Raw genomic sequence first — 26,030 nt, 5'->3', positions numbered from 1 at the left:
TCGGTGACTCCTTTTCAAACGGCTGACACCTGCGCGGCCGATGCCGCACGGTCGTCACGCGGCAGAGTGCGGGCGTCGCGGGGGTCTGGTGCCACGGTCACGATGGAGGTCAGCGCAGGTACGGCGCGCGTCTGCGTCAGCTTGGCGATGTCGGGCCGGGGCCGTGCCAGCCCTGCAATGCCCTTGAACGCCTGCTCCAGCGCATGCCCCACGCCCAGCGTGTGGCGGTCGGCGCGGAAGCGGCCCACGATCTGCAGGCCAAACGGCATGCCGGCGTCGTCCAACCCGCACGGCAGGCTCAGCGCCGGGTGGGTGGTGAGTGTGGTCACATAGGTCAGCGCCAGCCATCGGTAGTAGTTGGCCTGCGGCGCGCCGTTGATATGGCTGGCGAACAGCTCGGTCCAGGCGAACGGCGACACGGGTGTGGTGGGCGCGAGGATGATGTCGTAGTCCTCGTACAGCTTCTGGAACCGCGCCAGGATGCGCGTCTGCTCGGCCTGCGCCCAGGCGCTGTCCAGCAGCGTCATGGCGGCGCCCATTTCGTAGTTGGCGCGGGTGTTGGGGCCCAGGCTGGCAGGGTCGCGCTCATAGGCCTCGCGCGTGCTGGCCACAAAGGCCTCGGCACGCAGCACGTCAAAGCAGCGGTGCACATCGCCCAGGTCGATGTCGATGGCGTCGCAACGCGCAAACAAGTGCTTCATGGACTGCACCTTGTTGCGGAACACGGCGCGGATACCGTTGTCCACAGCGCAGGCGCCAAAGTCCTCGGTGTAGGCCACGCGCAAACGGCTCAAATCCACTGCTTCAGGCAGCAAGAAACTCATTGGGTCCAGCGGGTAGCTCAGCGGGTCGCCGGGCGACATGCCCGCCGATGCAGCCAGCTGCAGGCAGGCTTCTTCCACCGTGCGGCCCATGGGGCCCACCACCGAAATCGGCGTCCAGCCCAGCAGCTTGCGCGAACTGGGCACCACACCGGGCGATGGCCGAAAACCCACCACACCACAAATGGACGCCGGAATGCGCAGCGACCCGCCCGTGTCCGAGCCCGTGCACACCGGCAGCATGTCGCACGCCAGCGCAGCGGCCGAGCCGCCCGACGAGCCCCCGGCGTTCAGGTTCGGGTTGAACGGATTGCCCGTGGCGCCCCACACCGTGTTGCGCGAATTGGCGCCGGCGCCCATCTCGGGGATATTGGTCTTGCCCGTGACGATGGCACCCGCGGCGCGCAAGCGCGCCACCAGCACGTTGTCCTCGACTGGGATGTGCTCGCGGTAGATCTGCGATCCATAGGTGGTCAGCAAGCCCGCCGTGGCCTCCAGGTCCTTCACGCCCATGGGCAGGCCATGCAGCAGGCCTAGCGGCTCGCCACGCAGCACCGCCTGCTCGGCCGCCTTGGCCTCGGTGCGGGCGCGGTCGTAGCAAGTGGAAGTGACGGCATTCACATGCGGGTTGACGGCCTCGATGCGGGCAATGCAGGCGTCAAGCAGCTCCACCGGCGAAATCTCGCGCGTGCCAATGCGGTGGCGCAGTTCGTTGGCCGTCAGCTCAACCAGGGCTTGGGGGTTTGTGGTGGTCATCTCGGGCTTGTCTCCTTGTTCTGGTCACACGGGCTCAGTCTGCAGTAATGGCGGCACGCTGTGCAATGGCGCGCATCAGCGGCAACTCCTTGTCAATCAGCTCGGCCAACACCTTGGACGAAGCATAGGACGGCTCGAACCCCACGGCGATCATCTTGTCACGCGTCTCGGGGTCTGACACCACCTGGGCCAGCGCCAGTTCCAGCCGCGACTTCACGGCCGGTGGCAGGCCACGCGGCGCCACCATGGCCAGCCAGGTGTCCATCTCCAGGCCCGGGTAGCCGCTCTCGGCCAGCGTGGGCACCTTGGGCAGCAGAGCCGAGCGTTTTCCGGATGTCACCGCAATGGCCTTGATCTTGCCGTCCTTGAGCTGCGGCAGCGCGGCCGACACGGTATCGACAGTGAACGGGATCTGCCCGCCGAGCAGGTCGGTCATGGCGGGCGCACTGCCCTTGTAGGGCACATGCTGAATCTTCAGACCCGCCGCGTGGAAGAACATCTCGCCCGCAAACTGCGACGTGGTGCCCGTGCCGAAAGAGCCATACGAATACTTGTCGGGAGCCGCCTTCACCAGGGCCACAAACTGCTTCAGGTCGTTGGCAGGCACATCCTTGTTAGCCAGCAGGATCAACCCCGTGCGGCCCGTGATGCCGATGGGCTCAAAGCTTTTGACCGGGTCATACGGCAGCTTGGCGCGCACGGCGGGGTTGACGGTGAAGGTGGTGCCCGAACTCATCAGCAGCGTGTAGCCATCGGGCGCTGCCCGCGCCACCGACGTCGCGCCAATCACCGTGCCTGCCCCCGCGCGGTTGTCGATCACCACGCTCTGGCCCAGTTTGTCGCCCAGCTTTTTGCCAATCAGGCGGCCCAGCACATCGGTGGCACCACCGGGCGGAAACGGAATCACCAGCGTGATGGGCTTGGTGGGGAAGGCGGCCTCCTGCGCCATGGCCGGGGCCCACGCAGCGGCCCCCAAGGCAGCACAGACGGCGACAGACAAAAGCAGTTGCTTGCGGTTCATGGCGTGGCTCCAGACAAAAGTGAAAAAAAGAGAGAAGAAGGTGCTCAGCAATCAGGCCTGCGCAGCCAGCACGGCCCGCCCGCGCTGCACAAAGCCCTGGTACTGCACATCGGGCACCAGCAGGCCACCCGTGGTCCACACCAGGTGCGTGGCCTGGTGCAACACGGCATCGATGCCTGTGCTGCGCAGCCAGGCCTGCCCGGCCGTGGTGCCGGTCAACATGGCCGGGCCGCTGAAGCCTGCGGCGGCCGAGGGCTCGATGCGCTCGCCCAAGGCGTCCAGCACCCGCACCAGCTGCGCAAACAGGGTGTCGTCGGCCACGGTGAACACGCCCGACAGCAGTGGCCGCATCAGCTCGGCCGCCAGCAGCGATGCACGCGGCACGGCCAGGCCGTCGGCCTCGGTGCGGTTGGTCAGGCCCCAGTCGTAGACCGAGGGGTGCTGCCCCACACCTTGCGTTGCATCGGCCATCATTTGCACCATGAAGCACGGCGACTGCACCGGCTCCGCAAAAAAGCAGTGCACATGCGGCCCCAGCACCTGCCGCAGGCCAAAGGTGATGCCTGCGGGCGCGCCGCCCACGCCGCAAGGCAGGTAAACGATGAGCGGGTGCTCGGCATCCACCGCCACGCCCTGCTCCTCCAGTTGCTTTTGCAGATGCAGCGCCGCCGCGCTGTAGCCCAGCAGCAGCGAGAAGGATTGCTCGTCGTCCACAAAGTGGCACATCGCGTTGCTGGCCGCCTCGGCGCGGCCTGCGGCCACGGCACGCTCGTAATCGCCCGCGTGCTCCACCACCAACACGCCACGCTTTCGCAGGCGGTCTTTTTTCCATTCCTTGGCATCTGCCGACATGTGCACCGTGGCCTGAAAGCCCAGGGCCGATGCCACCACGCCAATGCTCATGCCCAGGTTGCCCGTGGAGCCCACCGCCACCTGGTAGCGGCCCAGCACCTCGCGCGCCTGCGGGCTAGCCAGCGCACGGTAGTCGCCACCGGGCTCGACCAGCCCATGCTGCAGCGCCAGCCCCTCGGCGAACTCCAGCACCTCGTGCATGCCGCCCCGGGCCTTGATGGAGCCTGCAACGGGCAGGCTGTGGTCGGCCTTGATGAACAAGCGACCCTGGTGTTCGGCCATGCCCAGCGTGGGTTGCAGCGCGTCGGCGGGCAGCAGGGGCGACTCCACCACGCCACCTGTTGCGGCCAGCTCGGGGAACACATCCGCCAGGAGTCCGGCAAAACGTGCCAAGCGTTCGGCCGCCGCTTTCGTATCATCCAGACTAATGGTTCTCCCTATTGCGGGCAGCGCCGCGGCGGGCCTTGCCTGCCGGGCCGGGTTGCTCCACAGGGCAGGCTGGGCGTTGCGCAGGCGGGTGGCCAGCAGGGCATCCACAGCGGTTGAAGGTTCGGCAAGTGTCATGGCGCATTCATCTCGGTATGTCTTGCCCACATTCTTCGCCCGTCACGCGCCTGTCACAAGCCATTTATATTGAGCAAAGCATTAGTATTAATAATGGACATTCGCCTCTCTCCCTCCCTGCTCGCCTGGCTGCGCAGTTTTGATGCAACGGCCCGCCACGGCAGCTTTACCAAGGCGGCGGCCGAGCTGTGTATCACCCAGGGGGCGGTGAGCCAGCAGGTCAAGCAGCTCGAAGACTGGTTGCGCCGCCCCCTGTTTTTGCGTACCCCGCGCGCCCTGGTGCCCACGCCCGAGGGCAAATGGCTGGCCGTGGTGCTGCGCGAGAGTTTTGACGCCATCGAAAGCACCCTGGCCCAGATGCGCCAACCGGCCGAGGCGGCCACAGCCACGCTGAGCTGCTCGCCCTCATTCGCCATGAGCTGGCTCACGCCCCGGCTGGGCGACTTCTTTCGCCAGCACCCGCACACCGGGCTGCGCGTGTTTGGCGAGTTCCACACGCTGGACCGCACCCGCATGGTGCGCGACGGCGTGGAGGCCGCCGTGCGCTTTGACCTGGGCGGCTACCGCGACTTGAACGCCACCGTGTTTCTGGACGAATGGCTCATCCCCGTGGCCAGCCCCGAGTTCCTGGCCCGGCACGCGCCCATCACCACGCCCGAGGACCTGCACGGCGACTGGCTGCTGCACGACGGCAGCGCGTGGGACGGCGCCGACACCTATGAGGAATGGCAACACTGGTTTGCGCAAAGGGGCACCCCGCCCCCGCCCTGGGCGGGCGGCCAGCAGTTCAACCTGTCGCAACTGGCTCTGGGCGCCGCGCTGGCCGGCCAGGGCATTGCCATGGGCCGCGCCGCGCTGGTGCTGCAGGACGTAAAGGCCGGGCGCCTGGTGCCGCTGCTAGGGTGCAGCGTGCCATCGCGCGCGGCGTATTCGTTTGTGACCACCACCCACCCTAGCCCGGCGATGGAGCTGGTGCGGGAGTGGCTGGTGCAGGAAGCGCAGCGGTTTTGCGTAGAGCGCAGCGAGGTATTGCCTCCATTGGCTTCGCCCTAAGCCGAGTCAGGTGGCGATAATTTGTATATTTATTTACTCTTTAAACATAAAAAGAGTATAAATAGCATCATGTCAACCGATCTCATCCCCACCCTCGCCGCCGCCCGCAAAGCCCACCAGATGACCCAGGCCCAGCTGGCCGAGCGCGCAGGCCTCTCCCGCATGACCGTGCAGCGCACCGAGGGCGGCGATCTGGACCCCCGCTATTCCACCCTGGCCGAAATGGCGCGGGTGCTGGGTATGGACATCATTGCCGTGCCCAGCAGCCTGCGTCCTGGCCTGGAGGCGTTCATTCAGTCCGGCGGCAAGTTTCTGGGCCAGCCCGAGGGGGTGGATGCGCCACCCTCGGTCGTGGACAGCCTGCGCCGCTGACCCTGGCGACGCCCCACCGCACTGGCAGGCCCACGCCCCATGAGCACCTCCATCCGCTACCTGCGCCTGTACCTGCACCGCCCCCCGCAGGCGGACGGCAGCGCGAGCGAGTCAGGTACGACAGCAAGCCGTCGTGAAGCGATTGGCTACCTCTCGCAGTACGGCGACATCCTGCGTGTGTCCTTCGACGAGAGCTACATCCGCAACCCGCAGCGCCCCACCCTGTCGCTCAGCTACCAGGGCGCGGACGAGGCCGCCACGCAGCAGATCCTGGCGTCGGCGCGCGATGCGCGGCTGGTGCGCACCGATGGGCGCTGGCCGGTGTACTTTCAGAACCTGCTGCCCGAGGGCCACAACCGCGAGCGGCTGGCGCGCGAGCGGGGCTGCAGCCCCGACGACGAGTTCGAGCTGCTGGCCGCCGCAGGCCACGACCTGATGGGCGCGCTGGAGGTGGAGCCCGTGCCTGCGCAAGACGGCATCCCGGACGTGGTGCGCTACTGGCACACCACCCAGGGGCTGGATGTGCTGGAGCCGGGGTTTGTGGAGTTCCCGGTGGAAGACGCCGCCTCGCTGCCCGGCGTGGTGGCCAAGTTCAGCGCGGTGCAGGACGGCCGCCGCTACACCGTGCACCGCCAGGGCGCGGCGGGCAGCGTGATCCTGAAGCTGCCCACCACCGCACACCCCGATCTGGTCGCCAACGAGTACACGGGCTACCAGCTGTGCAAGGCACTGGGCCTGCATTGCGCCGACGTGCGCGTCATCACCCGCGCCGAGGCCGACCTGCCCGACGCCGTCCCATTCAACGACATCCTGGCCGTGCAACGTTTTGACCACCTGCCTGGCGGCGCCCGCGTGCACATGGAGGAGTTCAACCAGGTGCTGGGCTACACGCCGCGCCAGAAATACGGCAAGTCGCACGGCAAAGGCGTGCTGCAGGACTGGGCCACCATGCTGCGCGTGCTCAACCGCCTGAGCCGCCAACCGGTGCAGGACACGCGCGAGTTTCTGGCGCGCATGGTGGCGTTCATCCTGATGGGCAACACCGACGCGCACCTGAAGAACTGGGCCCTGGTCTACCCCGACGGCCGTGTGCCGCAGCTGGCCCCGGTGTACGACCCCGTGTGCGTGGCCGCGTTTTTTGAAGGCGTGCCCGACCAGCAATACGCGGTGAACCGCGCCATCGACAAAACCCTGCGGGCACTAACCTGGGACGACATGGAAGGCCTGATGAAATCCGCCGGGCTGCTGCGGGTGCCCCGGCACCTGGCGCTGCTGCGCGATGTGGTGAAACAGGCCCATGCCGACTGGCCGGCGCTGCTGCACGACGCGCCACCGGCCGTGCAAGCCACCGTGCGGCAACGGCTGGCCGGTATGACGGTGCTGGGCCAGCTCCCCGGTCACCGTGCCATGGGCTGATATCGAAATACTCTTATTTTGATAGCTGACCGAGTAGTTATTACCGGCGCTACAGGTCGATTTGATTCAAATTTTCGCGCAAGGGGTGACCGCACGGCCACCGGTTTGTGGGGCCAGTTGGTGATCCTCACACAGGCGCACCGAACCACGCTCCCACGCCCGCCGTGATGGCCATGGCCAGTGCGCCCCAGAAGGTCACGCGCCAGGCGCCCACCGCCATGCCCGCGCCCCCTGTGCGGGCCGCCACCGCTCCCAGCAGCGCCAAAAAGACCAACGCAGTGCCCGCTACCCAATATAGCAGGCTGCCTGCAGGCGCCACAGCCGCCACAGCCAGCGGCAACGCAGCCCCGACAGCGAAGGCGGCGGCCGACGTGATGGCGGCCTGCACCGGGCGCGCTGCCAGGGCGGAGGACACATGCAGCTCGTCCCGCGCATGGGCGCCCAGGGCGTCGTGCGCCATGAGCTGCTGCGACACCTGCTGGGCGAGTTCGGGGGTAAGGCCCCGGCCCACGTAGATGGCTGTCAGCTCACGCAACTCGGCGGCGGGGTCGGCAGCCAACTCGGCGCGCTCGCGATCGAGGTCGGCCTTTTCGGTGTCGGCCTGCGAGTGCACCGACACATACTCGCCCGCAGCCATTGACATGGCACCCGCCACGAGCCCGGCCACCGCCGTCATCACGATGGTGGACTGGCTCGACTGCGCAGCCGCCACGCCCACCACCAGGCTGGCGGTGGAAACGATGCCATCGTTGGCGCCCAGCACGGCGGCACGCAGCCAGCCAATGCGGTCGGTACGGTGGCCCTCAAGGTGCAGGCGGCGCGTGGCGGAGTTCATAGGCAGGTCCTTATGCAATGGAGCCGACTGGCAGCGTAGCGGGCAAGCGGGCGGGAGGACCACCGCCCGGCACGGGAGCGGCAGCTGGCGTCCTGGTAGCCGAGAATAACCTCCCTGCAGCGTTGCGGGCCCTCGCGGCATCCACGGCCATCGCTGCGTTTTGCGTTTTGCGTTTGCGTCTTGCCCTGCATGTCGCGCAGTGGGGTGGGTATCTACCGCTGCGCAGCATGGTGGAGTTCGGCCCAATAAGGTGCCGACCGTCGGTTGTCCCCCTCACAGGAGATTGCGCATGGCAAAAATTCTGGTGACAACGCAGGCCCACAAAGCCGGCGCAAAGGTGTTTGAAGTGCCTTATGAGAACCAGGCCGACCTGTGCTGGTATGAGATGCCCCACCCAGAGCAGGCCGAAGGCGACGCGGTCTGGTGTTTTGTGGAATACGAATCCCAGGCCACCTTCAGCATCTTCAGGGTGAAGTATGAAAGCCAGGCGGACCTCAAGACCTTCAAAGTCAAGTACCGAGAACAGGCCGGCTGGCGCAACATGGGGCATGCGCTCAAGGGCCGGCTGGATTGACCCGCTGAGTAGCAGCGGGTCAGGCCGGTCGTGCCGCCGTTGCACATCCGTGCAGCATCACCGCTGCGCGCACCGCCGGGGCGGCTCTGCCTCTCACCCGCCTCTCAGCCACCCACGCATTTTTGTACCTGCTCGCCCAGCCCCGTGGCGCCCAGCCGCACCACGTCACCGGTCTTCAGGAACCACGGGGTGGGCTTCTGCCCCAGGCCCACGCCTGCAGGGGTACCGGTCAGGATGAGATCACCCGGCTCCAGGGTCAGGAACTGGCTGATGTAAGACACCACGGTGGGCACACCAAAGATGAAATTGCGCGTGCTGCCGTTTTGCACGCGCTGACCGTTCACCTCTAGCCACAGGTCGATGGCGTGGGGGTCGGCCACCTCGTCGGCTGTGACCAGCCAGGGGCCGATGGGCGCGAAGGTGTCGTAGCTCTTGCCCTTGTCCCACTGGCCGCCGCGCTCGATCTGCCAGGCGCGCTCGGACACATCGTTGGCCAGTACATAACCGGCGACATGGCTCAATGCATCGACCTCGGCCACATGGCGGGCGCGGGTGCCGATGACGATGCCCAGCTCCACCTCCCAGTCGGTTTTGGTGGCCCCGGGGGGAATGCGCACATCGTCGTTGGGGCCGCTCAGCGCGGTCACAGCCTTCATGAACAAGACCGGCTCGGCGGGTGGCTGCATGCCCGCTTCTTTGGCGTGGTCGGCATAGTTGAGGCCCACGCACACGATCTTGCCCACGCCCCCCACCGGGCTGCCCAGACGGGGCGAGCCATACACCGCAGGCAGGCGGCTGGCATCGATGGCGGCCAGCGCGGACAGGGTGCGGGGGTTGAGCTGTGCGGGGCCAATGTCTGGCAGCAGCATGGACAGGTCACGCAGCGTGCCCTGGGCGTCCACCAGGCCGGGGCGTTCTGCGCCAGGCTGGCCGTAGCGAATGAGTTTCATGGGGTGTCCTTGTCTCTTTGTGAAGTGATGCACGCTCTCAGGCATACCACCCGGCAGCATAGCGGCAGACCACCGTACGCGCATGCACCATTGACCGCCCCAGGCTTGCCCGATGGCGACGCCCCGGCGCCAGCGTACCGCCTGGCGCGCGCGTAACATCGCGGGGGCCACCGCATCACTGGATAGCTATCACAATGATAGCTGTGAAGGCATGAATCACCGGCGCATCAGCCACTTTTCACTCAATTTTTCATCCATGGCACCCGCCACAGCCTCACCCCCCAACACCGAAACGCCTGCGCGCCCGCAGCCCCGCAATCCGGCCGATCTGTTCTGGTCTTTCACCTGGCTGGCGCTGCAGGGCTTTGGAGGGGTGCTGGCGGTGGTGCAGCGCGAGCTGGTGGAGAAAAAGCGCTGGATGACGAACGAGGAGTTCGTCGAGGACTGGGCCGTGGCGCAGATCATGCCGGGCCCCAACGTGGTCAACCTCAGCATCATGATCGGTGACCGCTACTTTGGCCTGCGCGGCGCATTTGCGGCGCTGGCGGGCATGCTGACCTTTCCGCTGATGCTGGTGCTGGCACTGGCGGTGGTGTATGCACAGTTCTCTGCCCAACCGGCCGTGGCCGGGGCGCTGCGTGGGATGGGGGCCGTGGCGGCTGGCCTGATTGCCGGTGTGGGCATCAAGCTGTTTGCCTCCATCCGCAACCATCCGCTGGGCCGTCCCCTGTGCCTGGCCATCACCGGGCTGACCATCATGGCCATGGCCTGGTTGCGCTGGCCACTGTTCTGGATCCTGCCGGTCATCGGCGGGGCGGCCTGTCTGCTGACCTGGAGAAAGCTCGCGCCATGAGCACCGCCGCCCCCCTCACCGCACCGCTGATGGCCCTGAGCCCCGGCGACTGGCTCAACCTCTTTCTGTACTACCTGTCGCTGTCGCTGCTCGCCGTGGGCGGCGCCATTGCCACCGCGCCCGACATGCACCGGTTCCTGGTCGAGCGCCAGGCGTGGCTGACCGACCCGCAGTTCAACGCCTCCATCGCCATCGCCCAGGCGGCGCCGGGCCCGAACGTGCTGTTCATTGCCCTGCTGGGCTGGAACGTAGGTATCAACGCCGGCGGCCCGGGCGTGACCGGCTGGCTGCTGGGCGCACTGGGCATGGCGGTGTGCATGCTGGGCGTGATGCTGCCCAGCAGCCTGCTGACCTGGACGGCCACGCGCTGGGGCCACCGCAACCGAGAGCGGCGCGGGGTGCGCGCGTTCAAGCAAGGCATGGCCCCGGTCGTGATCGGCCTGCTGGTGGCTACGTCCTGGGTGCTGGCGCGCGCGCATGGCGAATGGACTACCGACTGGCCCCTGTGGTTGCTGACCGCCGTGGCCACGGTTCTGGTCTGGCGCACCAAGCTGCACCTGCTGTGGATGCTGGGCGCCGGCGCATTGCTGGGGGCGCTGGGGCTGGTCTAAGTACCCTGTTCAAAGCCCCTGGGCACGGCATCGCACCCTGCGGTGCGAATATCAAAAAAGGCCAGCGCATGCGCTGGCCTTTTTGGTTAGGGTCTGCCGGTTTTGCTGCTCACTCGGCGTCCTGTCAGCGCATCAACTGATCCGGCGGCCGTTTTCTGCGTAGATCGCCAGGTAGATGGCATCCGAGCCGATGTAAGGTGCCTTGTTGCCAAAGCCCACGTTAAAGTCGCCAAACGACAGCGACCGGATGGCCATCAGCCCGGCGCGCAGGCGCTCGCGTGTGGGCTCCTTGCCCGCGTTCTTCAGGCCTTCGATCATGATCTGTGCGTTGAGCCAGCCCTCCAGCGCGCTGTTGCTGTTCAGGAACGCCGGGTCCCCGCCCGTGGCCTTCATCGTGGCCTGGAACTTGCGCACCGCCACCGATTTTTGCGAATTGGCATCGGGGAACACCTGAACCAGCGCCAAGCCGCGCGTGGAGGCCGCCAGCTTGGGCAGCTCCGACGAGATCACCGTGACGGACAAGCCGGCCAGCGGCACACCCTGCGCCTTGGCACGGAAGGCCTGCACAAACGCGGTATTGGCCGTACCCGTGGTGGCCAGCAGCACGGCGCCCGGGCGCTCGGCCGCCACCTTGTCGGCCAGCTCGGCGCCGTTCTTGCCGTCTACGGCCAGCGCAAACTCGCCACCGCGCTCGACCTTGATCTCGTCCAGCGCGGCGGACATGTCCTTGAGCACCTCTTTGCCAAACGGGTTGTCCAGGTACACCACCGCAATGCGCTTGAGGCCCATGTCCACGATCTGCTTGACCAGGCGCTGGGTTTCTTCGCGGTAGCTGGGACGCAGGAAGAACACGTGCTTGTTGGCCGCTGCACGCAGCGATGTGGCGCCCGTCACCGGGCCCACGGTAGGGATGCCCTTGGACTCAATCAGCGGCAGGATGGACGCGGTGTTGGCTGTGCCCAGCGGCGAGATCAGTGCGAACACCGACTGCGCCTCCACCATCTCGGTCACGTTCTTGAGGGTGCGCGCAGCCACGTAGCCGTCGTCCTTGACCTCCATGCGGATCTCGCGGCCCAACACGCCACCGGCGGCATTCACCTCGGCAAACGCGGCCTTCATGCCCGCCACCTGCTCGATACCTGCCTGCCCCAGCGGGCCCGTCAGGGCAATGGAGCAGCCGAGGGTGACGGAGCGAGCGGTCAGGGCCTCTTCGGCCGCCATCGCGGTGTGGGCCCATGCGGGAAGACCAGTGGCGGCAACGGCCTGGGTGGCACGCAAAAGAAAGTGGCGACGGCTCATGATGGTGTGGAAGGCGGATAAAACAAAGGTGGGGCAGGCTACCGGCCACCGCGCCTTCGCGCCTGTCCGCTGGGCGACAACAGGCACCTTGAGCACCACAAACCAGGGTTTCTACCGAGCCTCGTGGGTCTTCCAGGCGACACCCTTGGTGATTACTCGTGCGCCCCCGAGCGCACTTATGCCCTGCCCGGCCTCATTCGCCCAGCAATTGCGGCAGCACCGTCGCCGCCGTGCCGCACAGCACCCCCTGCGCTACCTCGTCCAGCGCACTGGGCGCGGGGTTGAGCACCACCACCCTGGCACCGGCGGCCCGTGCTTGGTGGGCCAGGCCCGCGGCGGGGTACACCGCACCGGCCGTGCCCACCACCAGCATCAGGTCGCACTGGGTGGCCGCCTGCTCGGCGGCTTCCAATGTCGCCAGCGGCAAGGACTCCCCAAACCACACCACGCCCGGGCGCACCAGGTTGCCGCAGCGGTCGCAGTGCGGCGGGTGGCCGGCCACTGCATGGTCGATGACGCAGCAGTTGCGCGGGGTGTCGAGCCAGCGGTCCTGGAAGATGTCGCCGTGCAGGCAGAGCACGCCAGTGCTGCCCGCGCGCTGGTGCAGGCCATCCACGTTCTGGGTGATGAGGGTGATACGGTCGGGGTGGCGGCGCTGAAAGTCCGCCAGCGCCAGATGCCCGGCGTTGGGCGACACGCTGGCCAGCAGGTCGCGCCGGTACTGGTACCAGTCCCACACGCGCTGCGGGTGGGCGCGAAAGCCTGATTCGGTCGCCATGTCTTCGGGGCGGAACTGTGCCCAGTACCCCGTCTGCGCATCGCGGAAGGTGGGCACGCCCGACTCGGCGCTGACCCCGGCGCCCGTCAACACGGCGATGCGCTGGCTTTGCCGGACCCAGGCTTTCACGGTGTCCAGCATGGTGCTTTCGGCTGTGGCGCCAAAGTAACCAAAGGGCCGAGGATCAAGTCCTCTGGCGCAGCGCTTCGTACAGGCACACGCCGCTGGCCACCGAGACGTTCAGGCTTTCGACCGCGCCCTTCATGGGGATGCTGACCAGCTCGTCGCAGGTCTTGCGCGTGAGCTGGCGCATGCCGTCGCCCTCGGCGCCCAGCACCAAGGCCACGGGGCCTTTCAGGTCCACCTGGTAGATGGTCTTGGGCGCATCGTCGCTGGTGCCGATGCACCAGATGTTGCGCTCCTTCAGTTCGTTCAGGGTGCGCGCCAGGTTGGTGACCATGAAGTACGGCATGGTCTCGGCCGCGCCGCTGGCCACCTTGGCCACGGTGGCGTTGATGCCCACAGCGTGGTCCTTTGGGGCGATAACGGCATGCGCGCCCGCTCCGTCAGCCACTCGCAGGCAGGCGCCGAGGTTGTGCGGGTCGGTGACGCCGTCCAGCACCAGCAGCAGGGGCTGCTCGATGCCAGCGGCTTCCAGATCCTCCAGCAGCTCATCCAGCGAGGTGGCTACCTTCACGGGCTCTACCCGCGCGGCCACGCCCTGGTGGCCGTGGCTGCCAGCCAGCTTGGCAATGCGCACGCTGTCGGCTTCAATAAGGCGGGCACCGGCCTCGCGGGCACGGTCGAGAAACTGGCGCATGCGCGCATCGCGCCGCGTGGCTTCGTAGTAAATCTCGATGATGGATTTCGGCGCGGTCTTCAGACGCACGCCCACGGCGTGAAAGCCGAAGAGAACTTTGGGGCTGGACATGGGGGGATTATCCGCTGGGCGCGACACCCTCCCTCAGAGCACTATCAATTTCATAGCTGCTTGCGTATGCTCCACTAGCGCCTGCGGTCTAAAAAGCTCAAATAATCCCGCTAACCCCTTACACCACGCGCCCTGCGTCGATGGTGATGCGCCGCTCGCACTGCGCAGCAATCGCGCGGTCGTGGGTCACCAGCACCAGGGTCGTGCCCAACTCACGGTTCAGCTCGAACATGAGCTTCATGATGGTTTCGCCCGTCGCGAAGTCCAGGCTGCCCGTGGGTTCGTCCGCCAGCAGCACGGCGGGTTGGACCACAAACGCCCGGGCCAGGGCCACGCGCTGCTGCTCGCCGCCCGACAGCACCTTGGGGTAGTGCGACAGGCGCTGGCCCAGCCCCACGCGTGCCAGCATCTCGGTGGCGGCTTTGCGCGCATCGCGGCGGTCGGCCAGCTCCAGCGGCAGCATCACGTTCTCCAGCGCCGTCAGGTTGCCCATGAGCTGGAAGCTCTGGAACACAAAGCCCACCTTCTGGGCACGCAGCGCGGCCCGCGCGTCTTCGTCGATGGCGAACAGGTCATGGCCGTCCAGCCGCACCGTGCCGCGGGTGGGCGTATCGAGCCCCGCGATGATGGACAGCAGCGTGCTTTTGCCCGAGCCCGAGGCACCAACGATGGCCGCCGTTTCCCTGGCAGCCAGACGGAAATCGATATCCCGCAGAATGTCGAGGGTTCCGGTGGAATCCGTCACCGACTTGAACACATGCTCCACGGCAATGATGGGGGTGGCTGGCGGCGTCTTGGGCAGTGGGGAGGATTCGGACATGAAAGGCTCTTTACTTTGATTCGCAATCTGCAGCAACGGCGCCACTTTATCCTGAGCGCATCGATCGGCCTGGTGGTGGGGCTTTGTGCGCCCACCGCCTTTGCGCAGGCCGCCGCCAAGGCCGGGGCTGCCGGACGCGCCCCCGTGATCCTGGTGCTGGGAGATTCGCTCAGCGCCGAATACGGCTTGGCGCGCGGCACGGGCTGGGTGGCGCTGCTGGAAAAGCAGCTGGCTCAAGACAAGCTTGCGGCCACCGTGGTCAATGCCAGCGTGAGCGGCGAGACCACCTCGGGCGGCCGCTCGCGCTTGGCGGCATTGCTGGCCCAGCACAAGCCCACGCACGTCGTGATCGAGCTGGGCGGCAACGACGCCCTGCGCGGCCTGCCGCTCAAGAACACCGAAGAGAACCTGACCTGGATGACCCAGACGGCGCAAAAGGCCGGGGCCAAGGTTTTGCTGGTGGGCATGCAGGTGCCGCCCAACTATGGCACCGACTACGCCAACAAGTTTGCGGGCCTGTTCACCAGCGTGGCGCAGACCCACAAGACAGCGGTGGTGCCATTCTTCTTGAAAGGGGTGGCGGACGGGCCGGACCCGACGCGCTTGTTCCAGCCCGACCGCATCCACCCCCGCGCCGAAGCGCATCCGCAGATGCTGGCCAACGTGTGGCCAGAGCTGAAAAAGTTGCTGCGCTAAAACGCAGCCAAGAACTCAGGCGCCTGCGGAGGGCTGCCCGGGATCACCTGCATCGCCCGCTGGCTGGTCGTCAGCGGGCTGGTCATCCCCTTGCGGATCGTTCGGCCTGCGCTGTGTTTTGGCCCTCAGCTTCTCTTCCTTTTTTTGTTTTTTGGCGAGTTCGCGCTGGCGTTTTTCGTATCCGTAGTTGGGTGTTGCCAAGGTAGTAGCTTCCTGAAGTTGAGACCCACTGTAACAGCACGGGGTTTTCAGGCCCCCGCTGGGGGGCGCTGCAGCGGGATGACGGACGCCCGGTACGCATGCCAGCTGCCAAAGCCCAGCACGGGCCCCGCCAGCACCAGGCCTACGCCCCAGAACCACAGCGAGGCGGCCACGATGAGGGTGATCAACGCCCCCCACAACAGCATCACCCCGGTGTTTTCGATCACCACCCGCATGCTGGTGATGCCCGCAGTCAGCGCGTCGGTGTCACGGTCCAGGATCATGGGGATGGATACCACCGAGGTCGAAAACACCAGCCCCGCAAACACGCCGCCCACCACCATGTACACCGCCACAAAACTCCAGTTTTGCGGGTTGAACACTGCCTGAAGCACGCCGGTGGTCGACGGCATACCCGTATTGAAGAACACCGCAAACACCACCAGCGACGCACGGCCCCACAGCAGCTCCAGCACCACCAGCACCAGTACCAGCATGCCCATGCTGCCCATGTGGCTGTCCCAGCAGGTGAGCGACTCGCTGAGCTGGGGTTGGAGGCCCGCTTCGCGCCGGCGGCTGGTGTCATACAGCCCCATGGCCAGAAACGGGCCCACCAGCAGACAGCCGCTGGCCAGCGACATGGTGTATTCGGGCCGCGTGCGGAACACCCAGCCCAGCACCACGGCCATGATCCAGAAGCACACGCCGTAGAACACAGCGATGCCTGGCGCAGCGCGCACGTCCTCCAGGCCGCGCCGCAACCATCGGAAGGGGTCGGCCAAGCGCAAGGGCTGCAGTTGTACAGGCTGCGCGGTCTGGGCCTTCACCCGACTGGCAATGGCCTCGGCGTGTTGGGACTCTGAAGCACCAGGCGCGCTCGGCGCATCGGGGGCGGGCTTGGACGATGTCACGGTCATGCCGCCACACTAAGCCCGGCGCCGCCGCAGCGCCACTGAGGAAAGCCCGTATCCCGCCCGCGTTCCGCTCATGCACGCCCGGGTTCCAACGCCAGCGGACAACGACGCATTCGCGCCCCGCCGGACTCAGGCTGGCGGGAAAGCGCGCTCCATCGCCTGCTGCAGATCGCGCCGCAGATCCTCCACGGCCTCCAGCCCGATCGAAAACCGCACCAGCGTGCCCGGCTTCAAATGGGCCGGTGGGCGGCTGCGCATGCTGGCGATGTTGTAGGGCACGACCAAGCTCATGGGGCCGCCCCAGCTGTAGCCCAGCTTGAACAGTCGCAGGCCGTCGCAGAACGCATCCACCTGCTGCTGCGTGTAACGGGCGTCGATCATCACACTGAACAGGCCGGCTGCAAGCCCCTGGCCGCCCTGCGCTGCACCACAGAGGGCCTTCCAGTGCGCATGGCCGGGTGCGCCTTCCAGTGCGGGGTGCAGCACCTGCACGACGGCTGGCTGCTGCTGCAACCAGCGCGCGAGGCTGCGGGCAGCCTCATCATGGGCGCGGTAGCGCAGCCCGATGCTGGGCAGCGCACGCAGCACGGCCTCGGCGTCGTTGGCCCCCACCCCCAGGCCCAGCCGCATGTGCGTGAGCTTGATCTTCGTGTGCAGGCCCAGGTCGCGCGTGATGACGCTGCCCATGAGCACGTCACCTCCACCACTGGGGTACTTGGTGAGCGCGTGGGCCGAAATGTCCACACCCAGGCTGCCATCGCCGGTCAGGTCAAACGGTGCAAACGCAAGGCCCGCTCCCCAGGTGTTGTCCAGCGCGGTCGTCACGCCACGAGCGCGGCAGATGCGTACCTGCTCGCACAGGTCGGGGAACTCCATGCTGACCGAACCCGGGGCCTCCAGCCAGACCAGCCGGGTGGCCGGGGTGATACGGGCCGCAAGATCGGCAGGGTCCAGCGGATCGTAGAACACGTGGGTGATACCGAACCGCGCCAGCTCGCCGTTGGCGAGGTCTTTGCCGGGGCCATAGGCGTTGTCCGGGATCAGCACCTCGTCCCCAGGCTGGAGCAGGGCGAGCCCCACATTGGCAATGGCGGCCAGGCCGCTGGGCACCAGCACGCACTGCAGGCCGCCTTCCAGCGCACACAGTCGTTCTTCAAGAATGAAGGTAGTGGGCGTGCCGTGCAGCCCGTAGGTGTAGCCGCTCTTGTCCTTCCACTCGCGCGAGCGCATGGCCGCGACATTGGGGAAGATGACCGTGGAGGCCTTGTACACCCCCGTTTGAGGGGCTACAAACCCGGCCGGAGGCTGGTAGTCGTGGTGGACGATGCGAGTGGCAAGATCAATGTCGTGGTCTTTCATGCCAGCCATGGTAGCGCGGCACCGGGCGCCGCAGTGGGGCGGTCAGCGGGGTATCAACCCGCCGTCACGACCAGTTGGTTGTTCACCGAGGTCACGCCGCTCACGCCTTTGGCGATGGTTTCGGCGCGGTCCCGGGCCACCTTGGAGGGTGCGGGGCCGTTGAGCGTGACCTTGCCATTGACCGTATCCACGTTGATCTTGAGTGCACTCAAATCGGGGTCTTTGGCCAGGCCGGCATTCACCTGGGCGGTGATGGTGGCATCGTCCATCGCGCCCTTGGCCGTATTGGCAGCATCCTTGGCGGTGGCTTCTGCGTTGGCAGCGCCCTGCTCCATCTTGGTCTCTGCCTTCTGCATGGCGCCCTCGGCCTTCACGCGGGCGTCGGCGGCTGCCTGCTCGGTCTTTTCGACGGCAGAGTCCAGACGCTGCCCCACTGTAGGCTCCTCGGTCTTGCTGCAGGCTGCCAATCCCAGGGCCAGTGCACTCACAGCCAGGATGCTGGCAATGCGATGGGTGGGTCGGTCGATCAGATTATGGGAATTCATGCAGTCACTCCTTGCGGTTGGTACAGGTGCAAACTGTAGGTAGCCGTTTTGGGACTGCGGGTCGGACACCACCGAAGTGTCTGTAGGACGGAGGCGCCTGAACCCGCAATCTCTGCCCTGTCCCTTCGCCCGTCACTCGCCGCCCCCGGCGGCGCGCGACAATCGGCAGCATGACCCTGCAATCGCTCGCACGCTGGCTTCCCTTTCTGAAATGGCCTCGCCCCGACCGGCACCTGCTCAAGGGCGAGTTCTGGGCAGGCATGACGGTGGGCCTGATGCTGGTGCCACAGGGCGTAGCTTATGCCGCACTGGCAGGCATGCCGCTGGTCACCGGCATCTACGCATCGCTGATTCCGGCGCTGGTCGCGGTGCTCTTCAGCTCGTCCACCCGGCTCGGTGTGGGGCCCACCGCGCTCACCAGCCTGCTGATCGGCGCTTCGCTCACCGGACTGGCCGAGCCTGGCAGCGCGCAATGGGTGGCACTGGCAGCCTGGATGGCACTGCTGTCGGGTCTGCTGCAGATGGTGATGGGCATGGCACGCTTTGGCTGGTTGCTCAACCTCGTGACCTCGCCCGTGCTCAACGGGTTTACGCAAGCGGCGGCACTGCTCATCCTGGGGTCGCAGCTCGCGGCACTGACCGGGCTGCGGGCCGCCGACTGGGGCGCACTGCTATCCACGCCGTCGCCCGGACTGTTTGACCTGATGGCGGCGGGCTTCGGCCTGGGCAGCCTTGCCTTGCTGATGCTGGCGCGCCGCTGGCTGCCGCAGTTTCCGGCCGCGATTGTGGTGGTGGGTGCGGCAGGCGCCTTGAGCTGGGCCCTGGGCTACGCCGACGCCGGGGGCGCGGTGGTGGGCGCGTTGCCCTCGGGCTTGCCAGCCCCCTATTGGCCGGGCGCCCTGCCCTGGTCCAGCTTCAGCGCACTGGTCATGCCGGTGCTGGTCGTGACGCTGGTGAGCTTTCTCGAAACCGCATCGAGCGCCAAGGTGGAGAGCCAGCGCTCCAAGGAGCAATGGAACGAAAACCAAGACCTGATCGGCCAGGGCCTGGCCAAGATCAGCAGCGGCCTGTGCGGCAGTTTTGCCACCAGCGCATCGTTCTCGCGCTCGGCCATCAACCTCTATGCGGGCGCCAAGACGGGCTGGGCAACGCTGTTCGCCATCAGCCTGGTGCTGGTCGTGCTGCTGTGGCTCACGCCCGCGCTGTACCACGTGCCGCAGTCGGTGCTGGCGGCGGTGGTGGTCACCGCCGTCACCAGCCTCATCAAGCCGGGCACCCTGCTGCGGCTATGGCGCGTGTCGCGGGTGGAGGCGGTGATCGGCGGCGTCACCTTTGCCCTGACCCTGGCCACCGCACCCCGCATGTACTGGGGCGTGCTGGTGGGCCTGCTGATGAATCTGAGCCATTTTTTATACCAGCGCCTGCACCCGCGCATCATCGAGGTGGGTCTGCACCCTGACGGCAGCCTGCGCGACCGGCACCTGTGGCAGTTGCCACCACTGGCCCCCCGGTTGCTGGCGCTGCGCATGGACGCGGAGCTGGACTTTGCCTCCGCCAGCGCCCTGGAGCGGCGCGTGACCGAACACCTGGCCGCCCACCCCGAGGTGGTGCACCTGTGCCTGCTGTCGCAGCCCATCAACCGCATCGACGTGACCGGCGTGGAAACCTTTGCCCAACTGCTGACTCAGATGGAACTGCGAGGCGGCACTTTGCACCTGAGCGGACTGAAGCTGCCGGTAGAACAGGTGCTGCGCCAGGCCGGACTGCTGGAGCTGCGCCCGGGCCTTGCCATGTACCGCACTGACGCCGAGGCGCTGGTGGCACTGCAGCAGCTTCCGGAGCCCGTGCCCAGGGCATAGACCACATTTCAACGACGCAGCGCGCGCCCTGCGTTGGCCCTGTTCTTGCTGGCGCGCTGGTACACTTGCCCAACTTTTCTTGTTCCCATTTGTGTCTGATTCTGCGGCCTCTCATCTGGTAGATCTGCGCGACCTTCGCCTGGATACTGCCCACGCTCTGGTGGCTCAGGCCGGCGGCAGCGAGGCAGCACTGCACCGCGAGGTGCCCTCGCTGTACTTGCAAGGCCTGATTGACGGCCTGTGCGAGCTGTCGCTCAAAGACCCCCTCACAGGCCTGGCCAACCGCAGGCACTTCCGCGCCGTGCTGGAACGCGAGATCGACCGCGTCACCCGCTCGGGCGAAGCCGCCCTGCTGCTGATGCTGGACATTGACCACTTCAAAAAAGTGAACGACACCCATGGCCACCTGGCCGGTGACGTGGTGCTGCAGTCGGTGGGCCGCACGCTCAGCGCCTGTGTGCGCCCGATGGACACCCTGGCTCGCTACGGCGGCGAAGAATTTGCCGTGGTGCTTCCCGCCTGCCAGGCTGCCTTTGGCCGGGTCGTGGCAGAGCGCATCCGGCGTGCGGTGGCCAATACGGCCATCCGCATCTCCCCGACGGTGGAATTGAACGTGACGGTGAGCATTGGTGGCGCGTTTGCCATGCAGTGGATCCGCTCCACCACCCTGCTCTGGACCGACCGGGCCGACCACCAGCTCTACCAGGCCAAGGCATCGGGCCGCAACCATGTCAGCATCGAGGAACAACCCGACAGCACCGTCAGTGCCGAAGAGAAAAGCCTGTTGTTTGGCCCGCTCTACACCCCCTCGGGTTGGGGCGATCTGCCTCCACTGGACCCCAACCCAACAGGCAGCGCCTACTGAAAGTTAGATGATGAGCGACGCGCTGTCCCCCCAACCCACAACGCCTGTAGCCCCTGCAGGCCCTGCCGCCCCCCTGGCCTCGGCTGCTTCTGGCGCCCGCATCATTGCGGTGACCAGCGGCAAAGGGGGCGTCGGCAAGACTTTTGTATCGGCCAACCTGGCTGCGGCCCTCACCCGCCGGGGCCAGCGCGTGCTGGTGCTCGACGCCGACCTGGGCCTGGCCAACCTGGATGTGGTGCTGAACCTGCACCCAAAAATCACCCTGCACGATGTGTTCACCGGCAAGGCCGCGCTGGACGACGCCGTGATCGCCGCCCCTGGTGGCTTTGATGTGCTGCTGGCTGGCTCGGGCATGGTGGAGTATTCGCGCCTCACGCCCGAAGTGCGCAACCAGTTCCTGAACGTGATCCAGGCACTCACGCCCCGCTACGACGTGGTGCTGCTCGACACTGGCGCTGGTATCTCCGACGTGGTGCTTTTCTCGGTGTCGCTGGCCTCCGAGGTCCTCATCGTGGCCACCCCCGAGCCCACCTCGCTCACCGACGCCTATGCCGCCATCAAGGTCCTGGCCATGCAGCAAAAGCGCCAGCATGTGCGCATGGTCATCAACCAGGCCGCGCGCCCCGGCGATGGCCGTGCCATCACCAGCCAGCTGCAGCAGGTGCTGGACCGTTTTGTCTCCACCGAATCCGGCCGCCCGATGCGCTTGATCCACATGGGCGACATCCCGGCCGACCCCTCAGTGCGCGACGCCGTCATGCGCCGCCAGTTGCTGCTGCTGCAAACCCCGGGCTGCCCTGCGGCCCTGGCGATTGCCCAATTGGCCAACAAGATCGAGTCCACGCTGCTGTCACCCGCGGCCTGACCCGAACACCGGCAGCGCAATGCGCAGCCCGGCCACCGTGACCCACAGGCCCGCCAGCGGGCCTTTGTGCTTTTTTACTGCCGTGAACACCACCGACACCGTCCTCAACATCTCCTGCTACAAGTTTGTGCCGCTGCCCGATGCCGCCGCGCTGCGCGAGGTGCTGCATGAGCGTGCGGCGGCCGCCCAGCTCAAGGGCACCATCCTGCTGGCGGAGGAAGGCATCAACTTCTTTCTGGCGGGCCCAGCCGACGCCGTGCGGGGTTTTGTCGCACAGCTGCGCACTGATAGCCGCTTTTCCGACCTGGAACCCAAGGAAAGCTGGTCGGCCACAGTGCCGTTTCGCAAGATGCTGGTCAAGGTCAAGCGCGAGATCATCCGCATGGACCACCCCACCATCCGCCCTGCCGCGGGCCGTGCGCCCGCCGTGGACCCTGTCACGCTGCGCCGCTGGCTGGACCAGGGGCACGACGATGAAGGCCGCGAAGTGGTCACGCTGGACACCCGCAACGCCTTTGAGGTGGACGCAGGCACTTTTGACAATGCCATCGACTGGCGCATCGACAAGTTCACTGAGTTCCCCCCCGCCTTGCGAGCGCACCGGAGCGAGCTGCAGGACAAGACAGTGGTGAGCTTCTGCACCGGTGGCATCCGCTGCGAGAAGGCCGCCATTCTCATGCGCGAGGAAGGCCTGTCGCATGTCTACCAGCTGGAAGGCGGCATTCTGAAATACTTTGAGCTGACCGACGGCGCGCACTACCACGGCGGGTGTTTTGTGTTCGACGAGCGCCGGGTGCTGGACACCGGGCTTGCCACCGACGCTCCCGCAGCGGCCGCAGAAAACGCTATCAAATCATGAGCTGCCAGCGCTTTATCTACTAGCACTACAGCCCATTTTTATCCAAACATCACGCGTTGATCACGCTTTGAAGCGGTGTTCCGGCAGGGGAATCCATTCCACCTCGCCCGGCACCTGGCCCATCGCTTGTGCCTCCCAGTCGCTGGCGGCCTGCACGATGCGGTCCTTGCGGCTGGAGACAAAGTTCCACCACATGTGGCGCGGCGCATCCAGCGGCTCGCCGCCAATCACCATCAGGCGCACGGCGCCCTCACCCGCCGTCAAACGCAGGGGCTGGCCAGGTTCCGCCACGGCCAGAATGTGCGCAGGCACCTCATCGCCGTTCAGCGCCACGGGGGCATCGACGGTGTACACCGCCAGCTCGGGCACCAGTGCCGGGATCTCCAAGGTGGCGCCAGCGGGCAGCTGCACGTCCAGGTACAAGGTGCGCGAGTACGTGGCCACCGGCGAGGTCTGACCAAATGCCTCGCCGATCAGCACCCGCACGCTGGCCCCATCCACCTGCACCTGTGGGATGGCCGCAGCTGGCGTGTGCACAAACGAGGGGTCGGCTTCTTCGTGGGCCACTGGCAGCGCAGCCCACAGCTGGATGCCGTGGTTCACATACGGCTGGTTTGCCAGGCTCTCCGGGCGGCGCTCGGAGTGCACGATGCCCCGCCCCGCCGTCATCCAATTGATGGCGCCGGGCTCGATCTGCTGCACGTAGCCCAGGCTGTCGCGGTGCATGATGGCGCCCGAGAACAGGTAGGTCACCGTCGCCAGGCCAATGTGCGGATGGGGCCGCACGTCGTGGCTGTCGCCCGGAGCGACGGTCACCGGACCGAAGTGGTCGAAGAACAGGAAGGGCCCCACGGCCTTGCGCTGCACAGCGGGCAGCAGGCGGCGCACGGTGAAACCGCCGCCCAGGTCCTTGGCATGGCCCGTGAGGGGCAGAAAGCTGGGGGTATCGCTCATGATGCACGCTCCAACGAAGTGCTGATCTCGGTCGTCACCGTGGTCATCAGCTTGTGCACAGGGCATTTCTGCGCCACGGTTTCCAGCTCGGCGATCTGGGCATCGGTGAGGTCACCGCTGACCTGCAGCCGGGTCGCGAGGCGGTAGACCCCCGTGCGTTCGGCCGATGCGTCGCGCTCGACCACGGTCTGCACATCGTCCACCGGCAGGCCCTTGCGGCGCGCGTACCACAACACCGTGAGCGCCTTGCAGGCCCCCAGGGCAGCGTCATACAGGTCGTGCGGGCTGGGGCCGCTGTCGGTGCCGCCCTCTTCCACACTGCCATCGGCCACGAGGTCGTGCGCACGGATGTGCACGGTCTGGGCCATGGGCGCGCCGGGGACGCGCCGCAATTCAACTGCCATGGGGTGTTCTCCTGGTTGTATTGGGGCGCGCCACTGTAGCGCCAAAAGGGGGCTTGACCTTAACGGTCGAGTCGGCGGGCCACGTCGGCCACGCGCTGGCCGAACTGCTTGCCCGTCTCCAGGTCGCCAGGGAACATCTCGGCGGCCGAGGCGTCGGACGGCGACTGGGACATGGCGCCGCTGAACGAGCCGATCCAGTTCACGTCGTTGCGCGTGGCCGCCTTGGAGTTGGCAGGCATCATGCCATTGCCCACCCACAGGCCGCCGTGCTGCATAGCCAGGTGGAACAGGTAGTCCAGCGTGACCTGCTTGTCGCCATTGGTGCTGGCGCTGTTGGTGAAGCCGGCGAAGAGCTTGTCCTTCCACGCCTGGCTGAACCAGGGCTTGGACGAGGCGTCAGCAAATTTCTTGAACTGCCAGCTGGGGCCGGCCATGTAGGTGGGCGAGCCAAAGATGATGGCGCTGGCCGCGGCCAGCGTTTCCCAACCGCCTTCGGGCAAATTGCCGTCTGCATCAATGGCGACCAGCTGGGCGCCTGCGCCCTCGGCCACGGCCTGCGCCAGGCGTTGCGTGTGCCCATAACCCGAGTGATAGACAACTGCGATCTGTGCCATGAGAAAACTCCTGTTGAAACGATAGGGGAACAAGGAAGGGGAAAACAATCAGCCAGGGCGAATTGAATGCCAGAACCCGCAGCCCCGCGGGCTGCAGGCCCATTCATTCACGCGATATTCACGCGAGTGCGATCAGCGGTCCGAGCTACGTGCGTCCAGGCTCCAGGCGCCGGCACCAAACGCTGCCAGGGCCAGCAGGCCGCCGGTCACGCCCACGTTCTTGAAGAACAAGAGCTGCTGCATCATTTGCTTGTCGGCGGGCAGGTTCCAGTAGGCATGGAAGAAGAAGCTGGCCACCAGGGTGAAGAACGCCAGAGCCAGGGCAGCAAACCGGGTGCCCACGCCAAAGATCAGCGCCAGGCTGCCCAGCACTTCAACAGCCGCCGCAATGGCTGCTGCCACCGTGGGCATGGGCAGGCCCACCGAAGTGATGTAGCCCACGGTACCGGCAAAGCCGGTGAGCTTGCTGATGCCCGCAGGCAGGAACAGGGCGGCCAGCAGGAGACGCGATGCCAGGGCCAGAGGGTTTTGCAGGGATGTGAACATGGTGGAGAACTCCTGAGTGAAAGTGGTTACGAAGTAAAGATCAGGCGGCCAGGTCAAACACCAGCACCTCGGCGTCGTGGCCATCGGTCAACGACAAGGTGGTTTCTTTTTCCATCAGCAGCGCATCGCCGCCCGACAGGGCCTGGCCGTTGGCGGTCAGCGCACCGCGCACCAGGTGCACATAGGTCTTGCGGGCCGGGTTCAGCGCCAGGTTGACGGACTCGTCCCCATTCAGCAGGCCTGCATACAAGGCCGCATCGGCATGGATCTTGACCGAGCCCTGGGCGCCATCGGGCGACGCCACCAGGCGCAGGGCGCCGCGCTTTTCCGCTTCGGCAAAGGTCTTTTGCTCGTAGCTGGGAGGGATGCCGCGCACATTGGGCTCGATCCAGATCTGCAAGAAGTGCGTGGTCTGGCCCGCAGCGTGGTTGAACTCGCTGTGCTGCACGCCGGTGCCTGCACTCATGCGCTGCACGTCACCGGGCGGGATGCCCTTGACGTTACCCATGCTGTCCTTGTGGGCCAGTTCGCCCGACAGCACGTAGCTGATGATTTCCATGTCGCGGTGGCCATGGGTGCCAAACCCGGTACCCGGCGCAATGCGGTCTTCGTTGATGACGCGCAGGTTGCCAAAGCCCATGTGGGCAGGATCGTAGTAGCCGGCGAACGAGAAGCTGTGGAAGGAATTGAGCCAGCCATGGTCGGCGTGGCCCCGGTCTTGCGATTTACGAACAGTCAGCATGTGAGTGCTCCTTTCAAGACTCAACTGTAGGACTGCGACGCCCGCAGCAGGCACAGGCGGATTGATGGGAATGTTCAAATAATCTGAATTAACATGGCACT

Annotated in this window: 29 protein-coding genes; 11 read left to right on the top strand and 18 right to left on the bottom strand. The window is 66.3% G+C overall.

Annotated elements, in window-relative coordinates:
• Positions 1-14: 14 nt before the first annotated feature.
• From ASD94_RS14920 to ASD94_RS14910, 3 genes are read right to left on the bottom strand one after another with little or no spacing between them, the layout of a single operon-like run.
• Positions 15-1,577, bottom strand: coding sequence for an amidase (locus ASD94_RS14920; protein ID WP_056644282.1), 1,563 nt, complete (start codon positions 1,575-1,577; stop codon positions 15-17).
• 34 nt (positions 1,578-1,611) lie between these two features.
• On the bottom strand, positions 1,612-2,598 hold the full coding sequence (locus ASD94_RS14915) for a tripartite tricarboxylate transporter substrate binding protein (protein WP_056644280.1): 987 nt from the start codon (positions 2,596-2,598) through the stop codon (positions 1,612-1,614).
• 51 nt (positions 2,599-2,649) lie between these two features.
• Complete coding sequence (locus tag ASD94_RS14910) at positions 2,650-4,014, bottom strand: D-serine ammonia-lyase (RefSeq protein ID WP_056644278.1); 1,365 nt, start codon at positions 4,012-4,014, stop codon at positions 2,650-2,652.
• A 93-nt stretch (positions 4,015-4,107) separates the two neighbouring features.
• Here ASD94_RS14910 and ASD94_RS14905 point away from each other — a divergent pair, with 93 nt between their 5' ends.
• The 3 genes from ASD94_RS14905 to ASD94_RS14895 all read left to right on the top strand — a co-directional run bounded on the left by ASD94_RS14905 (position 4,108) and on the right by ASD94_RS14895 (position 6,855).
• Positions 4,108-5,067 (top strand): LysR substrate-binding domain-containing protein, encoded by a 960-nt coding sequence (locus ASD94_RS14905; RefSeq protein WP_056644276.1) that lies wholly within the window; start codon positions 4,108-4,110, stop codon positions 5,065-5,067.
• Positions 5,068-5,136: 69 nt separating this feature from the next.
• Positions 5,137-5,439: a helix-turn-helix transcriptional regulator gene (locus tag ASD94_RS14900; protein WP_056644274.1), complete on the top strand. Its 303-nt coding sequence runs from the start codon at positions 5,137-5,139 to the stop codon at positions 5,437-5,439.
• 39 nt (positions 5,440-5,478) lie between these two features.
• Positions 5,479-6,855 carry a type II toxin-antitoxin system HipA family toxin gene (locus ASD94_RS14895; protein WP_056644272.1) on the top strand — a complete coding sequence of 459 codons (1,377 nt, stop codon included), beginning with the start codon at positions 5,479-5,481 and terminating at the stop codon, positions 6,853-6,855.
• A gap of 127 nt (positions 6,856-6,982) precedes the next feature.
• Here ASD94_RS14895 and ASD94_RS14890 read toward each other — a convergent pair whose 3' ends face one another.
• Positions 6,983-7,690 (bottom strand): VIT family protein, encoded by a 708-nt coding sequence (locus ASD94_RS14890; RefSeq protein WP_056644270.1) that lies wholly within the window; start codon positions 7,688-7,690, stop codon positions 6,983-6,985.
• 289 nt (positions 7,691-7,979) lie between these two features.
• Here ASD94_RS14890 and ASD94_RS14885 point away from each other — a divergent pair, with 289 nt between their 5' ends.
• Positions 7,980-8,264 carry a DUF6150 family protein gene (locus tag ASD94_RS14885; protein ID WP_056644268.1) on the top strand — a complete coding sequence of 95 codons (285 nt, stop codon included), beginning with the start codon at positions 7,980-7,982 and terminating at the stop codon, positions 8,262-8,264.
• Between the two features lie 104 nt (positions 8,265-8,368).
• Here ASD94_RS14885 and ASD94_RS14880 read toward each other — a convergent pair whose 3' ends face one another.
• Complete coding sequence (locus ASD94_RS14880) at positions 8,369-9,214, bottom strand: fumarylacetoacetate hydrolase family protein (protein ID WP_056644265.1); 846 nt, start codon at positions 9,212-9,214, stop codon at positions 8,369-8,371.
• A gap of 256 nt (positions 9,215-9,470) precedes the next feature.
• On the opposite strand from ASD94_RS14880, the gene ASD94_RS14875 reads away from it, so the two are divergent.
• Together ASD94_RS14875 and ASD94_RS14870 are read left to right on the top strand one after the other, a co-directional pair.
• Positions 9,471-10,067, top strand: a complete 597-nt coding sequence (locus tag ASD94_RS14875) for a chromate transporter (protein ID WP_056645030.1) — start codon at positions 9,471-9,473, stop codon at positions 10,065-10,067.
• Positions 10,064-10,678, top strand: coding sequence for a chromate transporter (locus ASD94_RS14870; protein WP_056644263.1), 615 nt, complete (start codon positions 10,064-10,066; stop codon positions 10,676-10,678). Before ASD94_RS14875 ends, ASD94_RS14870 begins: the two co-directional genes overlap by 4 nt.
• A gap of 132 nt (positions 10,679-10,810) precedes the next feature.
• Here the strand turns inward: ASD94_RS14870 and ASD94_RS14865 are convergent, their stop codons facing one another.
• From ASD94_RS14865 to ASD94_RS14850, 4 genes are all read right to left on the bottom strand, one after another.
• A complete protein-coding gene (locus ASD94_RS14865) occupies positions 10,811-11,977 on the bottom strand; it encodes an ABC transporter substrate-binding protein (RefSeq protein WP_056644261.1) in 1,167 nt (388 codons plus the stop codon).
• A 193-nt stretch (positions 11,978-12,170) separates the two neighbouring features.
• A complete protein-coding gene (locus tag ASD94_RS14860) occupies positions 12,171-12,896 on the bottom strand; it encodes an NAD-dependent deacylase (RefSeq protein WP_056644260.1) in 726 nt (241 codons plus the stop codon).
• A gap of 43 nt (positions 12,897-12,939) precedes the next feature.
• On the bottom strand, positions 12,940-13,686 hold the full coding sequence (rlmB, locus tag ASD94_RS14855) for a 23S rRNA (guanosine(2251)-2'-O)-methyltransferase RlmB (RefSeq protein WP_056644258.1): 747 nt from the start codon (positions 13,684-13,686) through the stop codon (positions 12,940-12,942).
• Between the two features lie 118 nt (positions 13,687-13,804).
• On the bottom strand, positions 13,805-14,506 hold the full coding sequence (locus tag ASD94_RS14850) for an ABC transporter ATP-binding protein (protein WP_056644256.1): 702 nt from the start codon (positions 14,504-14,506) through the stop codon (positions 13,805-13,807).
• 15 nt (positions 14,507-14,521) lie between these two features.
• Here ASD94_RS14850 and ASD94_RS14845 point away from each other — a divergent pair, with 15 nt between their 5' ends.
• A complete protein-coding gene (locus ASD94_RS14845) occupies positions 14,522-15,202 on the top strand; it encodes an arylesterase (protein ID WP_056644254.1) in 681 nt (226 codons plus the stop codon).
• A 15-nt stretch (positions 15,203-15,217) separates the two neighbouring features.
• Here the strand turns inward: ASD94_RS14845 and ASD94_RS23315 are convergent, their stop codons facing one another.
• The 4 genes from ASD94_RS23315 to ASD94_RS14830 all read right to left on the bottom strand — a co-directional run bounded on the left by ASD94_RS23315 (position 15,218) and on the right by ASD94_RS14830 (position 18,221).
• The gene (locus tag ASD94_RS23315) at positions 15,218-15,403 is read right to left on the bottom strand and encodes a hypothetical protein (protein WP_082576891.1); all 186 of its coding nucleotides are present in this window, start codon (positions 15,401-15,403) and stop codon (positions 15,218-15,220) included.
• A 47-nt stretch (positions 15,404-15,450) separates the two neighbouring features.
• Positions 15,451-16,320: a DUF2189 domain-containing protein gene (locus ASD94_RS14840; RefSeq protein ID WP_235510676.1), complete on the bottom strand. Its 870-nt coding sequence runs from the start codon at positions 16,318-16,320 to the stop codon at positions 15,451-15,453.
• A gap of 126 nt (positions 16,321-16,446) precedes the next feature.
• Positions 16,447-17,685, bottom strand: coding sequence for a PLP-dependent transferase (locus tag ASD94_RS14835; protein WP_056644252.1), 1,239 nt, complete (start codon positions 17,683-17,685; stop codon positions 16,447-16,449).
• A 44-nt stretch (positions 17,686-17,729) separates the two neighbouring features.
• The gene (locus ASD94_RS14830; protein ID WP_056644250.1) at positions 17,730-18,221 is read right to left on the bottom strand and encodes a BON domain-containing protein; all 492 of its coding nucleotides are present in this window, start codon (positions 18,219-18,221) and stop codon (positions 17,730-17,732) included.
• Positions 18,222-18,391: 170 nt separating this feature from the next.
• Between ASD94_RS14830 and ASD94_RS14825 the strand changes: the two genes are divergently transcribed.
• From ASD94_RS14825 to ASD94_RS14810, 4 genes are all read left to right on the top strand, one after another.
• Complete coding sequence (locus tag ASD94_RS14825; RefSeq protein WP_056644247.1) at positions 18,392-20,080, top strand: SulP family inorganic anion transporter; 1,689 nt, start codon at positions 18,392-18,394, stop codon at positions 20,078-20,080.
• Between the two features lie 91 nt (positions 20,081-20,171).
• Entirely contained in the window at positions 20,172-20,945 is a 774-nt protein-coding gene (locus ASD94_RS14820) for a GGDEF domain-containing protein (protein WP_056645024.1), read from the top strand.
• Positions 20,946-20,955: 10 nt separating this feature from the next.
• Positions 20,956-21,810, top strand: coding sequence for a MinD/ParA family protein (locus tag ASD94_RS14815; protein WP_056645019.1), 855 nt, complete (start codon positions 20,956-20,958; stop codon positions 21,808-21,810).
• A gap of 82 nt (positions 21,811-21,892) precedes the next feature.
• Positions 21,893-22,669 carry a sulfurtransferase gene (locus tag ASD94_RS14810; protein WP_056644246.1) on the top strand — a complete coding sequence of 259 codons (777 nt, stop codon included), beginning with the start codon at positions 21,893-21,895 and terminating at the stop codon, positions 22,667-22,669.
• Between the two features lie 60 nt (positions 22,670-22,729).
• Here ASD94_RS14810 and ASD94_RS14805 read toward each other — a convergent pair whose 3' ends face one another.
• The 5 genes from ASD94_RS14805 to ASD94_RS14785 form a co-directional block, all read right to left on the bottom strand.
• Entirely contained in the window at positions 22,730-23,623 is an 894-nt protein-coding gene (locus ASD94_RS14805; protein WP_056644244.1) for a pirin family protein, read from the bottom strand.
• Complete coding sequence (locus ASD94_RS14800) at positions 23,620-24,027, bottom strand: OsmC family protein (protein ID WP_056644241.1); 408 nt, start codon at positions 24,025-24,027, stop codon at positions 23,620-23,622. The genes ASD94_RS14805 and ASD94_RS14800 overlap by 4 nt, the downstream gene beginning before the upstream one ends.
• Before the next feature lie 59 nt (positions 24,028-24,086).
• Positions 24,087-24,641: a flavodoxin family protein gene (locus tag ASD94_RS14795; protein WP_056644239.1), complete on the bottom strand. Its 555-nt coding sequence runs from the start codon at positions 24,639-24,641 to the stop codon at positions 24,087-24,089.
• 132 nt (positions 24,642-24,773) lie between these two features.
• Entirely contained in the window at positions 24,774-25,187 is a 414-nt protein-coding gene (locus ASD94_RS14790; protein ID WP_056644238.1) for a DoxX family protein, read from the bottom strand.
• 40 nt (positions 25,188-25,227) lie between these two features.
• Complete coding sequence (locus ASD94_RS14785) at positions 25,228-25,929, bottom strand: pirin family protein (RefSeq protein WP_056644236.1); 702 nt, start codon at positions 25,927-25,929, stop codon at positions 25,228-25,230.
• Positions 25,930-26,030: the final 101 nt, after the last annotated feature.

Source organism: Acidovorax sp. Root70 (assembly GCF_001428225.1).
Taxonomy (GTDB): domain Bacteria; phylum Pseudomonadota; class Gammaproteobacteria; order Burkholderiales; family Burkholderiaceae_C; genus Acidovorax.
This window is presented reverse-complemented; position numbering and strand designations above follow the sequence as displayed.

Coding starts and splice junctions, on each gene's coding strand:
- ASD94_RS14910 (WP_056644278.1), bottom strand. CDS start 4,014: ATGACACTTGCCGAACCTTCAACCGCTGTGGATGCCCTGCTGGCCACC.
- ASD94_RS14920 (WP_056644282.1), bottom strand. CDS start 1,577: ATGACCACCACAAACCCCCAAGCCCTGGTTGAGCTGACGGCCAACGAA.
- ASD94_RS14835 (WP_056644252.1), bottom strand. CDS start 17,685: ATGGCTGGCATGAAAGACCACGACATTGATCTTGCCACTCGCATCGTC.
- ASD94_RS14870 (WP_056644263.1), top strand. CDS start 10,064: ATGAGCACCGCCGCCCCCCTCACCGCACCGCTGATGGCCCTGAGCCCC.
- ASD94_RS14795 (WP_056644239.1), bottom strand. CDS start 24,641: ATGGCACAGATCGCAGTTGTCTATCACTCGGGTTATGGGCACACGCAA.
- ASD94_RS14815 (WP_056645019.1), top strand. CDS start 20,956: ATGAGCGACGCGCTGTCCCCCCAACCCACAACGCCTGTAGCCCCTGCA.
- ASD94_RS14885 (WP_056644268.1), top strand. CDS start 7,980: ATGGCAAAAATTCTGGTGACAACGCAGGCCCACAAAGCCGGCGCAAAG.
- ASD94_RS14830 (WP_056644250.1), bottom strand. CDS start 18,221: ATGAATTCCCATAATCTGATCGACCGACCCACCCATCGCATTGCCAGC.
- ASD94_RS14880 (WP_056644265.1), bottom strand. CDS start 9,214: ATGAAACTCATTCGCTACGGCCAGCCTGGCGCAGAACGCCCCGGCCTG.
- ASD94_RS14890 (WP_056644270.1), bottom strand. CDS start 7,690: ATGAACTCCGCCACGCGCCGCCTGCACCTTGAGGGCCACCGTACCGAC.
- ASD94_RS14825 (WP_056644247.1), top strand. CDS start 18,392: ATGACCCTGCAATCGCTCGCACGCTGGCTTCCCTTTCTGAAATGGCCT.
- ASD94_RS14905 (WP_056644276.1), top strand. CDS start 4,108: ATGGACATTCGCCTCTCTCCCTCCCTGCTCGCCTGGCTGCGCAGTTTT.
- ASD94_RS14900 (WP_056644274.1), top strand. CDS start 5,137: ATGTCAACCGATCTCATCCCCACCCTCGCCGCCGCCCGCAAAGCCCAC.
- rlmB (WP_056644258.1), bottom strand. CDS start 13,686: ATGTCCAGCCCCAAAGTTCTCTTCGGCTTTCACGCCGTGGGCGTGCGT.
- ASD94_RS14875 (WP_056645030.1), top strand. CDS start 9,471: ATGGCACCCGCCACAGCCTCACCCCCCAACACCGAAACGCCTGCGCGC.
- ASD94_RS14850 (WP_056644256.1), bottom strand. CDS start 14,506: ATGTCCGAATCCTCCCCACTGCCCAAGACGCCGCCAGCCACCCCCATC.
- ASD94_RS14915 (WP_056644280.1), bottom strand. CDS start 2,598: ATGAACCGCAAGCAACTGCTTTTGTCTGTCGCCGTCTGTGCTGCCTTG.
- ASD94_RS14840 (WP_235510676.1), bottom strand. CDS start 16,320: ATGACCGTGACATCGTCCAAGCCCGCCCCCGATGCGCCGAGCGCGCCT.
- ASD94_RS14800 (WP_056644241.1), bottom strand. CDS start 24,027: ATGGCAGTTGAATTGCGGCGCGTCCCCGGCGCGCCCATGGCCCAGACC.
- ASD94_RS14895 (WP_056644272.1), top strand. CDS start 5,479: ATGAGCACCTCCATCCGCTACCTGCGCCTGTACCTGCACCGCCCCCCG.
- ASD94_RS14860 (WP_056644260.1), bottom strand. CDS start 12,896: ATGCTGGACACCGTGAAAGCCTGGGTCCGGCAAAGCCAGCGCATCGCC.
- ASD94_RS14805 (WP_056644244.1), bottom strand. CDS start 23,623: ATGAGCGATACCCCCAGCTTTCTGCCCCTCACGGGCCATGCCAAGGAC.
- ASD94_RS14785 (WP_056644236.1), bottom strand. CDS start 25,929: ATGCTGACTGTTCGTAAATCGCAAGACCGGGGCCACGCCGACCATGGC.
- ASD94_RS14865 (WP_056644261.1), bottom strand. CDS start 11,977: ATGAGCCGTCGCCACTTTCTTTTGCGTGCCACCCAGGCCGTTGCCGCC.
- ASD94_RS14790 (WP_056644238.1), bottom strand. CDS start 25,187: ATGTTCACATCCCTGCAAAACCCTCTGGCCCTGGCATCGCGTCTCCTG.